We start from the raw sequence: 13,470 nt of genomic DNA on the forward strand, positions 1-13,470 counted from the left end.
GGTGAGGGCCATCCCTACACTAGCGCCAAGATCTTCCGCGCCATATCGATGTCTTCCGGCCGGTCCACATCTGTCCCAATCTCCGGGTGCTCCGTCACGATCGCCGCCACGTTGGCGCCGCCGACGAGGCGGCTGACGCCGGCTTCGAGCATCGGGATCGTGAGCTGAGAGGGGGCGACGGTTTGCGCGAGGAGCACGCGGATCAGGAGGTTGCCGCCGAGGAGGCGCGCGAGGCGCAGGACATCCTTGCGCGCGGCGTAAGCGCGCTCGATCGTTTCCTGCTGTTTTGCCACGAATTCGGCGCGCAGGACCATCATATTGCCGCCGGTGAACTCCCCTTCGCGCACTTTCAGCGTGGTGCGTTTGATCTGCGGGAATCGCTTGCGATAGGAATCCATCGGGATGATTGGGTAGCAAAGGTCGGCGCGGCGCGCCGACGCCTGGGCGACGAAATCGTCGACGCCGGCGCTGGTGATGAACGGGATATCGGAGGTCGAGATCAGGATATACTCGCCGCTGCTGTCCGCCTGCGCCGCCGTCACGCCCGCCATCAAGTTCTCCACCAGGGATGTTCGCTCGGGAACCAGGGTGTAGGCCGAGTTCGCCGGGACGTTCCCTACGACATAAAGCCGGTCCACGGACTTCGCCGATGTGAGCGCCTGGACGACGAAGTCCAGCATCATGCGGCCGCCGAGCGCGACCATCGCGCGGTTTTCCACTCCCGTCGCCGCGCGCATTTCCTCGCTCGTCTTGCCGCCCGCCAGGACCACCGTATTCAATCGCTGCGTATTCAGAACATTTCCTCCCGATCCAAAGTCTCCGTCAGCCAAAGGCGGCCGATATTTTGCGGCTCTAACTCCCGCACGATCTGCTCCGCCGTTTCTTGTTGTCGCGTTGCGACGAATAACGCGGAGCCGCTGCCGCAGAGCAGGGGGCCAAGTGTGTTATGCTCCTGAGCGCATTGCGTCAAAGCAATAAACGCAGTGAGAATTTCCGGCGTCGCCAATGCTGTTGGCGTGAAGTCATTATGCAGCGCGGCCGGCCGGCCGGCGGTGCGGTCAGCCAGCCATTGCTGGGTGCTGTCGGACGCCGGCTGATCGTCCTGAGCGTCTAATGCGGCGTACGCCGCCGCTGTGGAGACGCCGGCAGGCGGCTTCACGACGATGAGCCAGTGGCGCTCCCAGGGATCGATTTCCGAAATGCGTTCGCCCAGTCCCTGCGCCAGAGCCGTTCCGCCGGTCAGGAAAAATGCGACGTCGGCGCCCAGCGCCGCCGCGATCTCCGTCAGGCGTGATTTCGAAAGATGCAGGCCGAAGAGGCGATCGATCGCGCGCAGCGCGGCGGCGGCGTCGCTGCTGCCGCCGCCCAGGCCGGCCTGCGAGGGAATGTTCTTTTCCAGGATGATGTGGAGGCCGCTCCGGTCGCCGGGGATAAGGCCGCGCGCGGCCGCCGTCTTTTGCAGACGAACGGCGGCCTTGTGGACGATATTGGACGGATCGGCGGGAACGCCCTCGGCTTCCGGACCGTGGACTTCCAGCGCGACGCCGGGAACATCGGGGGTCGGAGTGATCGTCAAGAGATCGTGCAGCGCGATCGTCTGCATGATCGACTCGATCTCATGATAGCCGTCGGCGCGTCGCGGCCCGACATCCAGAGTGAGGTTGATCTTGGCGTGGGCTAGGGCAGTGATCGGTGTGGTCATGGCGTGGACGCGCCCGAATCGCCGGCGGGTTTGTGCGCGGACCGCGTGGTCCGTACCGGGGGCTGCGCGGGGACGACCTCCGCCAGCGCATCCGCCATGTCGCTGGCCCGGGCTTCGCGGAAGCGCGGCAGGCGGCCGAAGGCGGCGGCCAGGGTGCGCGCGCCGTACTTATCGTCCACCGTGAGCATCTGGCCGATGAAGTAGCGCATGCCAAGCTCATCGCGCCGGTCGAGCCATGTCTTGCTGCGCCCGTTTTTCTTGTAAAGCGCGATGGCGGGATCGATCAGCAGCTTGTCGAAGTTCGCGGCGCCGCTGAAGTCGCCCCACGCGGACTCCACAAGCGCCGGCATGCCGGGCGTGCGCTGGATCCAGCGCACGATCAGACGCTCGCCCAGATATCCGTTGGCCCAGTACTCCGGGTCGGTGTAACCGCCGATGGCGGGAACGGCCAGGTGAGAATACTCGTGAATGATTTCGCGGATCCACTCGATGGAACTGCGCGGCGCGTCCAGGTCGTAGAGATAAAGGTTATCGCGCCACTGCTCGCCGCCGCTTTGCCCGCCACGACAGAGCCAGACGTTGAACGGCGCGTCGGCGTTCGCGGTGGGCGCGCCGGTCTTTTGCGCCCAGGCGTGGTGGGCGATCGCCAGAAGCGAGCCCATGCGCTCGGCGAGACGCGTATCGCCGGGAACGGTGTAATGGACCCGGCAGAACAGTTTGAGCTCGCCGTCTGAGCCGGTCGCCGGTTTCAGATAGATGTACGTTTCGTGGTCGAATGTCCAGTCGTGCTGCGGCTCCTGCGCTTTGCACGGTAGGTACGCGCTGACGCTGGCGACTGTCCCCAGTCCGCCGCCGATGGCGCTTGTGGCGACGGGGATCGCGGCGAGGGTTTCGGGGGAGACCGTGTCCGGCAGGCCGTCCTGGATCCGCTGCTCGACCGCCTGTGTCGCTTTGAGACCGTCGGGACGCATTTTATGCGCGGCCGCGGCGTAGTCCAGCGCGTCTTCGGGATTTCCTTGAAACTTTGCCTGGTCCGAGTGCTCTAAGAGTTCATCGTAGGTAAGCGCGGCCGGCGGCGATTTCGCCGCGACCGGCGCGAGCGTCAGAAATGTGAAGAGGGCGGCAGGCAACGCCCGCGTCATCAGGAACTGAAAACGGTATGCCATGTTGCAGATATTATAACACACCGGCGGATGCTTTTCAGAAGGACGAATGAGATATGAAGAGATTTCGACGAACTTTCGCGGGCGCGCTTTGCGCTGTCATCGCCATTTCGGCGGGCGCGGCGCGGGCGGATACGATCGTTCTGAGTGACAAGGACAAGAAGCAGGCGGATATCGAATCCAAGCAGGGCGCGGATGTCGCGGCGGAAGTCGCCAAGCAGATGAAGCTGTCCACGGACAAGGCGCAGCTCGATCGCGTGAACACGATCGGCCAGAAGATCGCCGCCTTCGCGAACACGACCCGCATCTCGATCGACCCCAAATACGGGTTTGGCAACGATCGGGTTTTTCCCTTCACCTGGCATTTCAACGTCGTGGATTCCAAGGAAGTCAACGCCTTCAGTCTTCCGGGCGGATATGTCTACGTCAACACGGGACTTCTCAACTTCGTGCGCAGCGACGATGAGCTCGCCGCCGTCCTGGGCCATGAGATCACACACGCCGCGCACCATCATAGCGTGGAGCTGGCGCACAAGCAGAGCCAGTTTAGCTCCGGAACGATGATCGCGATGGTCGCCGCCGCGCTGGCGCATATCGACATGGGCAGCGTCGCCACGGCTGCGAACGGCATCGGGATGAGCCAGATGAATAACCACTACGGGGAAAACGCCGAGCGGGACGCCGACCACGGCGGCCTTATCCTGATGCAGAAGGCCGGCTATAACCCCGTGGCGGCGCTGACGTTTATGCAGCGTCTCGCCGAGCAGGAATCCCATGGCGTGGATATCGACTACGGCATCCTTCAGGATCACCCTTTCACCAAGGAGCGGGTCGGCACGATCGGAACGCAGCTTGCCCAGATGGACATTGCCGTGACGCCGAAAACGGTCGCGACGGTGACGAACGCCAAGCGCTTCTCCGTTCAGGACGATCCCTTGCCGGGCGCCAAATCCATTGTTTTGGGGGATGTTGTTTGCGTAACTCTGAACGACCCGGATGGATCCCGAACGCAGGCGATTGTGAAGGCGCTGAACGCGCAGATGGACGTGGGGCTGGAGATTTACCACATCGGCCAGAATGAAAACAGCGTGCTGATCAAAGATCGCCCCCTGCTGACGATGACGGCGGCCGACGCCGCGCTCGCGCACGAACCGACGCCCATGGCCCTGGCGAGCGATGTGGCGAAGAATATCAAAACGGCGATTTATCGTTCGTCGTTTTCGCTCTACAACCCCGATGGGAAGCCGCAGGTGACTTTGGGAGGGCCGGAAGCGCAGCACTTCGCGCCGGTAAACGATGCGATCGGGCTCAAATAGCGGCGGCTTCATTTCGCTTTGAAGCAAGCGGACTCCAGTCCAGTCCAATACTCTCAAGACCGTGCGGAGCTTTCCGAATCGTTCGTCACTGGAATGGAGCAATACAAGTTATGGACCTCAACCCGGCTGGGTGGCTGCGCTTTCTGCTGAACGGCGGCCCGATGATGTGGCCGTTGTTCGCCTGCGCGCTCGTTTCTCTCGGCGTGATCATCGAACGATGGTCCGTCATCGGCCGCGCGGCCACGGATACGGAAGACCTGCTGGAGCAAGTGCGCCGCCTGCTTTCCGAGGGACGCGTGCCGGACGCCCTGGCGCTTGCGGAGGGAACGCGCGGTCCGGTGGCGTCTCTGGTGGCGAGCGGCATCCGCAACCAGGATCTGGACGCGGACGCCATCGAGCGGGCGATGGAGGAGCTGGCGCTGCGGGAAACGCCGGTGCTGTATAAGCGCCTGGGCATCCTCGACACGGTCATCACGATCGCGCCGCTGCTGGGATTGCTGGGCACCGTGACGGGCATGATCAAGGCGTTTAACGTCGTGGGCAACGTCGGCCTGAACCAGCCGATGGGCATCACCGGCGGCGTCGCCGAGGCCCTGATCGCCACGGCGACCGGGCTCGCCATCGCCATCGTCACCCTGATCGCCTATAACTATCTGACGGAAAAGGTCAAAGAGATCATCTCCGAGATGGAGACACGAGCCACGCAGCTCCTGAACATTCTGGCCGGTCTGCGCGCGAAGGCGAACCGTGGAGAAGTTTCGGCAGCCGGGGGCGCGGTCTAAACCATGACCCAGGACGTTCATTTTCTTCTCGGCGGCGGCGTCATGATGTGGCCGCTGTTTCTTTGCGGGATCATCTCGGTCGCTGTGATGATCGACCGGCTGCTCGCCATCGGCGCGACGGTGGGCGACAACCGGCGCCTGGTCGCGGACGTGGAAAAGCTCGTCCATTCCGGCCGGTACGCGGAGGCGCTTGCGGAGTGCGAGGCGCATCCGGGTCGTGTCGCCGCAATGCTGGCGAGCGGCCTGCGCGCCGAGGGGCTGGACCGCCTCGCCATCGAGCGCCATATGGAAGAGTTTGCCCTGCGCCAGATGCCGGTGATGATGGAGCGCCTGAGCGTGCTCGATACGATTGTCACACTGGCGCCATTGCTGGGCCTGCTCGGCACCATCACCGGTATGATCAAGGCGTTCCATATCGTCGGCTCCGCCGCGACGAGCTCGCCTGGCGTGATTACCGGCGGCATCGCCGAAGCGCTCATCGCCACATCGGCGGGGCTGGCGATTGCGATTGTGACGCTGCCGGCGTATAACTTCCTAACCGAACGGGTCAAGGAGAACATTTCCGAGATGGAATGGCGCGCCACCCAGCTGATGAACACGCTGGCCGGGAGGCGCGCATGAAACTGCCTCGCAAGGAGATGAAACGGGCGCGGATCGAGATCATTCCGATGATCGACACGATCTTTTTTTTGCTGGTCTTTTTCATGATCGCCAGCCTCGCCATGATCCCGATGTCGGCGCACCATGTCGATCTGCCTTCCAGCGCCACGGCGTCGCTGAAGCCGCTGGAAAAGGCGGTGGTGACGATCTCGAAGGAAGGCGATTACTACATCGACCAGAAAAAACTGGCCGGCGTGGGAGAGATCAAACCGGTGGTCGCGTCGCGGCTGGCGCAAAATCCCAGCCTCGTGGTGGTGATCAACTGCGATAAGTCGCAGCAGATCGCCAAATTTACCCAGGCCTTCGATCTGATCAAGCAGGCGAATGCGCAGAACGTGATGGTGGCGACCGATCCGCAGTCGCCTCTGGAGGCCGCTCATTGAAAATTCCGCGCCCTCCGATGCGCAAGGCTCGGATTGAGATCATCCCGATGATCGACACGATCTTCTTTCTGCTGGTCTTCTTTATGATCGCCAGTCTTAACATGACGCGAATGCGCGCCATCGCCGTGGCGCTCCCCAAGAATAGCCCGCCCTCGGCGGCGGCTTCCGGCGGCGCGGGCGGGGCTGATTTGATCCTGACGCTGACTGAGCGCGGCGACTACTACCTGGGCAAGCAGCGCCTTGGTTCGGATCCACAGGCGCTCCAGGCGGCGTTGACGGATCATCTGCGAAACGCCGCGCCGCGCGATGTCGTTCTGAACCTCGGCAAGCAGCAGACGACCCAGTCGCTGGTCGGGGTGATGGACGTCCTGAACCGCGCCCGCACGGCGACCGGCAAGGATGTTCCCGTGCTGATCGCGACGGAGCCGGTCGATCAGGAAGGACACGCGCTGCCGGGCGGCGCCCCGGCCTCCGACACTCAAGCAGGAGGCTTGTAAGGAAAGTACTCTCATGTCCTCGCGCAAAAAACGCCTCGCGATCGCTTATTCCTCCTCGATCCTGCTGAACGGCGCGTTCTGGCTGTTCTACAGCCATGAGCTTCGTTCCAGCAACGCGCATCCGGCCGTCAGCAATGAGGCGATCGAGCGGATGAAACCGATGACTGTCGGCCTGTTCAAGCCGCTGCCGCCGCTGCCCGCGCCGCATCCGGCGGCGCCGAAACCAGGCGCCGGCCAGCGGCCTTCGGGCGCGGCGGGTGAAACGCAGGCGCTTCGTCAGGCGGAAGCGAAGCAGGACGCGGCGGCTCGTGTTCTCGCGCGGAAGCAGTCGGAAGCCGCCGCCGCTCAGTCGCGGGCCGCTGGTTCGGCGGGGCAGGCCAAGGCGAGCGAGCGCGCCGCCTTGGAGGCGGCCGCTAACGTCCAATCCGCGCATCAGTTTGTGCAGCAAGCGGAGGCGAAGCTCAGCGCATCGCGGGGCGCTCTGGCCGACGCCCGTGCGGCGCTGGACCAGGCGAAGCCCGACGAGCGGGCCGCACAGGCGGCGGCGGCGCAAGCGGCGGCCAAACAAGCGGCGCAGGACGCCGCACAGGCTCAGTCCGCGAATGAAGTGCTGGCGTACGCGCAGGCTTCCGCCGACGCCGCAGTCAAGATGGCGGCCTCCCGTGCGGCCGCCGCTCAGGCGGCTCAAACCAAAGCGGCGGCCCTGGAAGCGGCGGCGGTCGAGGCGCGGAGCCGTCTCAGCGCCCAGTCGGCCGCCGTACAGCAGCTTCGCCAGCAAAGCGCCGCCCTGTTAGCCACTCTTCCAGCTTCAGACTCCGACTCGGAGACCAACTCCGAGAATGACGAATCCGCAGCCCCGGACCGAGCCTCCACAGACCCTCAGAAAAAAGAAAAGCCGCAGTCCGATATCGTCCTCCAGCGCATCCAGATGTGGAGCCCCAAAGCGGGGCAGAAGTTCAACCTGGCGACGAACTTGAACATCACGTTCCCCAAGGATATGCAGGTCACGCCCGGGCCGCCGCTGACGGAAGACCAGCTGGCGCAGATCCAGGAGCTTATGCGCCATCAGCATTTGCATCAGGTCAAGATGGACCGCAAACAAGTGCGGAAACTGGCCGACATGCGCCGCAAAACCACAAGCAAGCCCAAGCCGACGGGCAAGCCGGGAAGCGATGACGAGCGGCGCCGTATGGCGAAGCGCCCGGCGCCGCGTCCGCCGATCCATAAAACGGTCAAGCCGCAAGGCGAGCAAGCCTCTAATCTTCCACGTCCGCGCTCGCCATTTGTCGTCCGGACATGGGATACGGACATGTACAACCGCTGGGCGCCGCGTCCGGGTGAAGATAAGAATATCTCCGACACGCAAGCGCCTGCCTCGCAGACGCCAGCGCCGCAAACGCCCGGCAGTCCGCAGGACGGCGCCGGGACTTCGGCTGCCACAGCGCCCACTCAGATGGCGGCAAACGCGCCCGGCGCTCTCAGCGGCAACGCCGCAGGAGCGCAAGGGGCCGGAACCGGGCAAGACAACGGCTCCGACGCCGGTCAGGCTGGCGGTGCGTCGGGTGGTCAGGCTGGCGGTGCGTCGGGTGGTCAGGCTGGCGGTGCGTCGGGTGGTCAGGCTGGCGGTGCGTCGGGTGGTCAGGCTGGCGGTGCGTCGGGTGGTCAGGCTGGCGGTGCGTCGGGTGGTCAGGCTGGCGGTGCGTCGGGTGGTCAGGCTGGCGGTGCGTCGGGTGGTCAGGCTGGCGGTGCGTCGGGTGGTCAGGCTGGCGGTGCGTCGGGTGGTCAGGCTGGCGGTGCGTCGGGTGGTCAGGCTGGCGGTGCGTCGGGTGGTCAGGCTGGCGGTGCGTCGGGTGGTCAGGCTGGCGGTGCGTCGGGTGGTCAGGCTGGCGGTGCGTCGGGTGGTCAGGCTGGCGGTGCGTCGGGTGGTCAGGGGCAAGAAAATGGAGCCGGCAAGGGAACCGATGCCGGCCCTCAAGGCGCAGGCCAAGGCGCAGGCCAAGGCGCAGGCCAAGGCGCAGGCCAAGGCGCAGGCCAAGGCGCAGGCCAAGGCGCAGGCCAAGGCGCAGGCCAAGGCGCAGGCCAAGGCGCAGGCCAAGGCGCAGGCCAAGGCGCAGGCCAAGGCGCAGGCCAAGGCGCAGGCCAAGGCGCAGGCCAAGGCGCAGGCCAAGGCGCAGGCCAAGGCGCAGGCCAAGGCGCAGGCCAAGGCGCAGGCCAAGGCGCAGGCCAAGGCGCAGGCCAAGGCGCAGGCCAAGGCGCAGGCCAAGGCGCAGGCCAAGGCGCAGGCCAAGGCGCAGGCCAAGGCGCAGGCCAAGGCGCAGGCCAAGGCGCAGGCCAAGGCGCAGGCCAAGGCGCAGGCCAAGGCGCAGGCCAAGGCGCAGGCCAAGGCGCAGGCCAAGGCGCAGGCCAAGGCGCAGGCCAAGGCGCAGGCCAAGGCAGTGGCGGCGGTAACGGAGCGGGCGCGGCCAGCGGAACCGGGACGGGAGCTGGAGAGGGCGGCGCGGAGGGCAATGGCGGAGGAGGCGAGGGGAGCGGGCAGGGCGGCGGTCAGGGCGGCGCCTTTGAGGCGCTCCAGTCCGAAGGCGGCGATGGGATTGGTGAAGGCGGGGGCAGCGGCGGCGGTGACAATGGGATGGGGGATCAAGGGCGAGACGACGGCGTGGAGCATGGCGACAGCCAGGTGGCGGAGCAGGCCGACTTGCCGCCGGACGCTCCGATCGTCGGTCATACCGTTCCCGGCGCGCTGGTGCTTCCTCCCGCGCCCCCCGTGGGAGTCAGCAAAGGCCAAGACCCCACTCCGCGTAAAGTCAAAAGCACGGTCGTGAGCCCGCCGGGGGGCAAAACCGCGCGCGCGGTCCGCCGGCCGGAAGAGCGGACCGCGCCGCTCACGCCCGCCTCACAATCGCCGAAGCCGCAGAAGATGGTCAAGGAGCCCGTGGGCCAGCCCGACAAGACGGGTCTCAAGCCTATCCCTTTGGCGCTGACAATCGGCTCCGCCAGCTCGGCGGGGCAGATCCCCATGACCGTCATGGCGCGCCCGCATCTGCCGCAGGGAATACCGGGAGATGTGATCGATCCGCCGCAGCCGCCCGCGAAGGGCGTTCCCAAGTCGCCTTCGCTGCTGCCGGCGCACAAGGCGGTTCCGCCGGAAAAAACGGCGTCGGCGGCAAAGCCCATTCACCCCGAAAAGACGCAGCCCGTGAAGAGGGAGACTCCGCGTCCGGCGGTCGTGCATCTGGCCCGGAACAGTCAGGGAATTCGAAACGGCGCCCTTCAGCCTCTGCCGGCGACGCCCATGCCCGACAGCAATACGCTTGTCGGCGACGGCTCCGGCCTGAAGGGCGAGTACTATGAGGGGCGCTCCTTTGACACGCTCGCATTCACTCGGGCCGATCCCAACGTGGCGTATCGCTGGGTGACGACGCCCACGCACTCGCCGGGACCAAAGATTCAGGCGTATACCGACTATACGATCCGCTGGACCGGACGCATCGTCGCGCGACAATCCGAGACGTATACGTTCTATGCGGCCGCGGACGATGGAGTGCGCATCTGGATCAATCACAAACTGGTGATCGACGAGTGGTCGGCCAACAGTTTGACGCAGTTCTCCAATAAGTTTACATTCCGGGCCGGCGAGCAATATCTGTTCAAGTGCGAATATCTGGAAGTGGACGGCGGCGATGCGGCGGTGTTTCTATACTGGTCCAGCCCGCACACCCCAAAGCAATACGTGCCGGAAGATGCATTCTTCTATCCGCTGCCCGACGATGAGGAAGAGCTGAAACTGGACAAGGCGTCCTATTGAAAGGCGCGACGCGAACCGAAGCCCGGACATGGAGCGAGTAAGACGAAAATGATCCTATACGCCAATCGCCTCTTTCTTTCAGCGGCTTTGATCCTCAGTTGTGCTATTGGAGCGCCCGCCGCGCCGGACGACACGACCGCCGCCGCGCCGGCGGCTTCCGGCGCAGGTCCGCAAACGCCAACGGAAGATCCGCGATTTTTGCCCGCTTCCGACGCCATCAAGGCCGGCGATCTCGACAAACTCCGAGCGATCGTCGCCAAGTCCGGTCCGGCGATTACCGGAGCGGATGGGACGACCTTGCTGATGCGCGCGGCGTCGGCGGGCGATGCGCGTATCGTCAAGTTTCTTCTGGACCAGGGCGTCGATGTGGACGCTCAGGCCGCCGACGGCGACTGCGCTCTCCTGGAGGCCGCGCACAAGGGGCTGCTCCCAATCATGAAACTGCTCGTGGAGAAGGAAGCGGAGGTCAACGTTTCGGATAACGCCGGCGTCACCACACTGATGGAGGCGGCGCATTCGAACCATATGGACGCCGTTCAGTACTTGATCGATCAGAGCGCTATCGTCGACGCCGTGGACAATACTGGTAAAACGGCGCTGATGGTGGCCGCGTTCTCCGCCGGCGCGCCGGTTGTGCAGACGCTTCTGGACGCAAAGGCGGACGTCAGCCGGCGGGACATTCACTTTCGCAATGCGCTTATGCAGGCGGCTTACGGCGCTCGTCCGGCGAATGTGCGGCTGCTTCTCGACCACGGCGCCGAACTGTCCTCGAAGGACAAGGAGGGGTTCACCGCGCTGATGGTGGCTGCGGGAGTCGGAGATCCCGCCACGATCGTCACGCTGCTCGACAAAGGCGCCGATATCAACGCTCGCACGAAAAGCGGTTTCACGCCGCTGATGCAGTCCGCGGCCGCCAATCGAATCCCAGCTTTGAAGCTCCTTCTGGAGCGCGGGGCCGACGTCCAGGCGCGCACGGAGGGCGGATCGACGGCAATCATCATCGCCGCTTACGGCGGACACGACGAGGTGGTGCGGGAGTTGGAAGCGCACGGCGCAAAGGTCAGCGACTCCGATACCGAAGGGCATACGCCCCTCTTCGGCGCGGCGCTCTCCAAGAACCTGCCGATGGTCAAACGGTTTATCGCCAAGGGCGCCAAAGTCAACATCGCAACCGCAAAAGGGTTTACGCCGCTCATGCAGGCCGCGTTCTCCGGCGATCCGGAAATCATCCGCGTGATGCTGGCCGCCGGCGCCAATGTCAACGACAAGACCGACGAAGGCTATACGCCGCTGATGCAGGCGGTCCCTGGCGGCAACCTCGACTGCCTGAAACTGCTGCTCAAGCACGGCGCCGACCTGCAGGCGAAGGATACCGAGGGGCGAACCGCTCTGACATGGGCGGAGCGGAAAAAGAAAACAGACGTCGCCGTGCTGCTCAAGTCGGCGGGCGCCCGCGCCTGACGCAGTCGCCGCTTGGCGGCGTAAGATACTCATGAAAACGGCCCGGGCGACAAAGTCGCCCGGGCCGTTCCGTATTTTCCTACCAGCCGCGTCCGGCCAGGAGCTGCTCTTTGGGCAGCGTATCGAGGTTGATGCCGACCATCGGCTCGCCAAGGTCCGCCGAAATCTCCGCGAGGATCTCGGGGTTGTCGAAGTGCGTGCAGGCGTCGACAATCGCTTTGGCGCGGCGCTTTGGGTCGCCGGACTTGAAGATTCCGGAGCCGACGAATACGGCTTCGGCGCCAAGCTGGCGCATCAAAGCGGCGTCGGCCGGGGTGGCGATGCCGCCGGCGCTGAAGTTCGGGACGGGCAGCTTGCCGGTGCGGTGGATCTCCACGACCAGGTCGTAGGGAGCGCCGAGGTTCTTGGCCTCGGTCATCAGCTCCTCGAACGGCATGGCGTGGATGCGGCGGACGCCGCCCAGGACCGTGCGCATGTGGCGGACGGCTTCCACGACGTTACCGGAGCCGGCCTCGCCCTTGGTGCGGATCATCGCCGCGCCTTCGCCGATGCGCCGCAGGGCTTCGCCCAGATCGCGGCAGCCGCAGACAAAGGGAACTTTGTAAGCATGTTTATCGATATGAAAGGCGTCGTCGGCCGGCGTCAGCACTTCCGACTCGTCGACGAAGTCCACGCCGAGCGCTTCCAGGATCTGCGCTTCGACGAAGTGTCCGATGCGCGCCTTCGCCATGACCGGGATTGTGACCGCCGCCATGATGCCTTTGATCATCTTCGGATCGGACATGCGGGAGACGCCGCCGTCGCGCCGGATGTCGGCGGGGACGCGCTCCAGCGCCATGACCGCCGCCGCGCCGGCTTCTTCGGCGATTGCCGCCTGTTCGGCGTTGACGACGTCCATGATGACGCCGCCCTTCAGATTTTCCGCGAGGCCAACCTTGGCCGCCCACGTCGACTTCAATTCTTGAGCCATGAAACCAAATCCTCTTCTAAAGTACAACTTTCCTCTATTCTACCTGAAACGCCCCTCTCCCCGCAATGCGGCGCGGCTTCGGCGCTCGCTGATGGCCGGAGCAATCGCGCTCGCCTGCGCCGGGGCGACCGGCGCCGCAATCTGGAATCAAGTTCGCCGGGAAGGACAGCCGATCTACCGCGACGTCGCGAGTACGCCGCCCGCGCCAGTGGCGATCGTCTTTGGCGCCGGATACAGCGGCGATTCCTTGAGCCCGATTTTGTCCGATCGGGTAGACGCCGGGGTCGATCTTTACCGCGCGGGCAAAGTCAAGAAATTACTGATGACGGGCGACAACGGCCGCAACGGATACAATGAGCCGGAGGCGATGAAAGCAGCGGCGGTTCGGCGCGGCGTCCCGTCCAAAGATATCGTGTGCGACTACGCCGGCTTCCGCACCTACGACAGCCTTTATCGCGCGCGGGACGTGTTCGGCGTCAAGAGCGCGATTTTGGTCACGCAAACCTACCACCTTTACCGAGCGCTCTACACCGGGAGAAAACTAGGACTGACGGTGACCGGCCTCGCCGCCGATCGACAGCAATACTTAGGGCAACAATTCTTTGACGCCCGCGAAATCTTCTCCACCGAGCGCGCCTGGATCGATGTGAATGTGACGCATGCGCGGCCAAAGTACCTTGGCGCCAAAGAGCATGGGCTGGATGGGGTGGGGTAATCGCCGTGGCTGTCGA

Annotated in this window: 12 protein-coding genes; 8 read left to right on the forward strand and 4 right to left on the reverse strand. The window is 64.8% G+C overall.

The genetic code is table 11. The features are described from left to right. Positions 1–14: 14 nt before the first annotated feature. The 3 genes from D5261_RS19490 to D5261_RS19500 are packed head-to-tail and all read right to left on the reverse strand — an operon-like array spanning position 15 to position 2,868. On the reverse strand, positions 15–770 hold the full coding sequence (locus D5261_RS19490) for a nucleotidyltransferase family protein (RefSeq protein ID WP_245992688.1): 756 nt from the start codon (positions 768–770) through the stop codon (positions 15–17). Between the two features lie 20 nt (positions 771–790). After that, entirely contained in the window at positions 791–1,702 is a 912-nt protein-coding gene (ispE, locus tag D5261_RS19495) for a 4-(cytidine 5'-diphospho)-2-C-methyl-D-erythritol kinase (protein WP_119325175.1), read from the reverse strand. Further along, entirely contained in the window at positions 1,699–2,868 is a 1,170-nt protein-coding gene (locus D5261_RS19500; protein WP_119325176.1) for a hypothetical protein, read from the reverse strand. Before D5261_RS19500 ends, ispE begins: the two co-directional genes overlap by 4 nt. Before the next feature lie 53 nt (positions 2,869–2,921). On the opposite strand from D5261_RS19500, the gene D5261_RS19505 reads away from it, so the two are divergent. The 7 genes from D5261_RS19505 (at position 2,922) to D5261_RS19535 (ending at position 11,769) form a co-directional block, all read left to right on the forward strand. Further along, positions 2,922–4,181, forward strand: coding sequence for a M48 family metallopeptidase (locus tag D5261_RS19505; protein WP_119325177.1), 1,260 nt, complete (start codon positions 2,922–2,924; stop codon positions 4,179–4,181). Between the two features lie 110 nt (positions 4,182–4,291). After that, complete coding sequence (locus tag D5261_RS19510; RefSeq protein WP_119325178.1) at positions 4,292–4,963, forward strand: MotA/TolQ/ExbB proton channel family protein; 672 nt, start codon at positions 4,292–4,294, stop codon at positions 4,961–4,963. Positions 4,964–4,966: 3 nt separating this feature from the next. Beyond that, positions 4,967–5,584, forward strand: a complete 618-nt coding sequence (locus tag D5261_RS19515; RefSeq protein WP_119325179.1) for a MotA/TolQ/ExbB proton channel family protein — start codon at positions 4,967–4,969, stop codon at positions 5,582–5,584. Continuing rightward, positions 5,581–6,006, forward strand: coding sequence for an ExbD/TolR family protein (locus D5261_RS19520; protein WP_165864688.1), 426 nt, complete (start codon positions 5,581–5,583; stop codon positions 6,004–6,006). Before D5261_RS19515 ends, D5261_RS19520 begins: the two co-directional genes overlap by 4 nt. Continuing rightward, a complete protein-coding gene (locus D5261_RS19525; RefSeq protein ID WP_125206415.1) occupies positions 6,003–6,503 on the forward strand; it encodes an ExbD/TolR family protein in 501 nt (166 codons plus the stop codon). The genes D5261_RS19520 and D5261_RS19525 overlap by 4 nt, the downstream gene beginning before the upstream one ends. 13 nt (positions 6,504–6,516) lie before the next feature. Continuing rightward, complete coding sequence (locus D5261_RS19530) at positions 6,517–10,308, forward strand: PA14 domain-containing protein (protein WP_301002098.1); 3,792 nt, start codon at positions 6,517–6,519, stop codon at positions 10,306–10,308. Positions 10,309–10,356: 48 nt separating this feature from the next. Beyond that, a complete protein-coding gene (locus tag D5261_RS19535; protein WP_119324149.1) occupies positions 10,357–11,769 on the forward strand; it encodes an ankyrin repeat domain-containing protein in 1,413 nt (470 codons plus the stop codon). A 79-nt stretch (positions 11,770–11,848) separates the two neighbouring features. Here D5261_RS19535 and pdxS read toward each other — a convergent pair whose 3' ends face one another. Then, positions 11,849–12,739 carry a pyridoxal 5'-phosphate synthase lyase subunit PdxS gene (gene pdxS, locus D5261_RS19540; protein WP_119324148.1) on the reverse strand — a complete coding sequence of 297 codons (891 nt, stop codon included), beginning with the start codon at positions 12,737–12,739 and terminating at the stop codon, positions 11,849–11,851. Between the two features lie 91 nt (positions 12,740–12,830). Between pdxS and D5261_RS19545 the strand changes: the two genes are divergently transcribed. Further along, positions 12,831–13,454, forward strand: coding sequence for a SanA/YdcF family protein (locus tag D5261_RS19545; protein ID WP_165864558.1), 624 nt, complete (start codon positions 12,831–12,833; stop codon positions 13,452–13,454). Positions 13,455–13,470: the final 16 nt, after the last annotated feature.

This window comes from Capsulimonas corticalis, from assembly GCF_003574315.2.
Taxonomy (GTDB): domain Bacteria; phylum Armatimonadota; class Armatimonadia; order Armatimonadales; family Capsulimonadaceae; genus Capsulimonas; species Capsulimonas corticalis.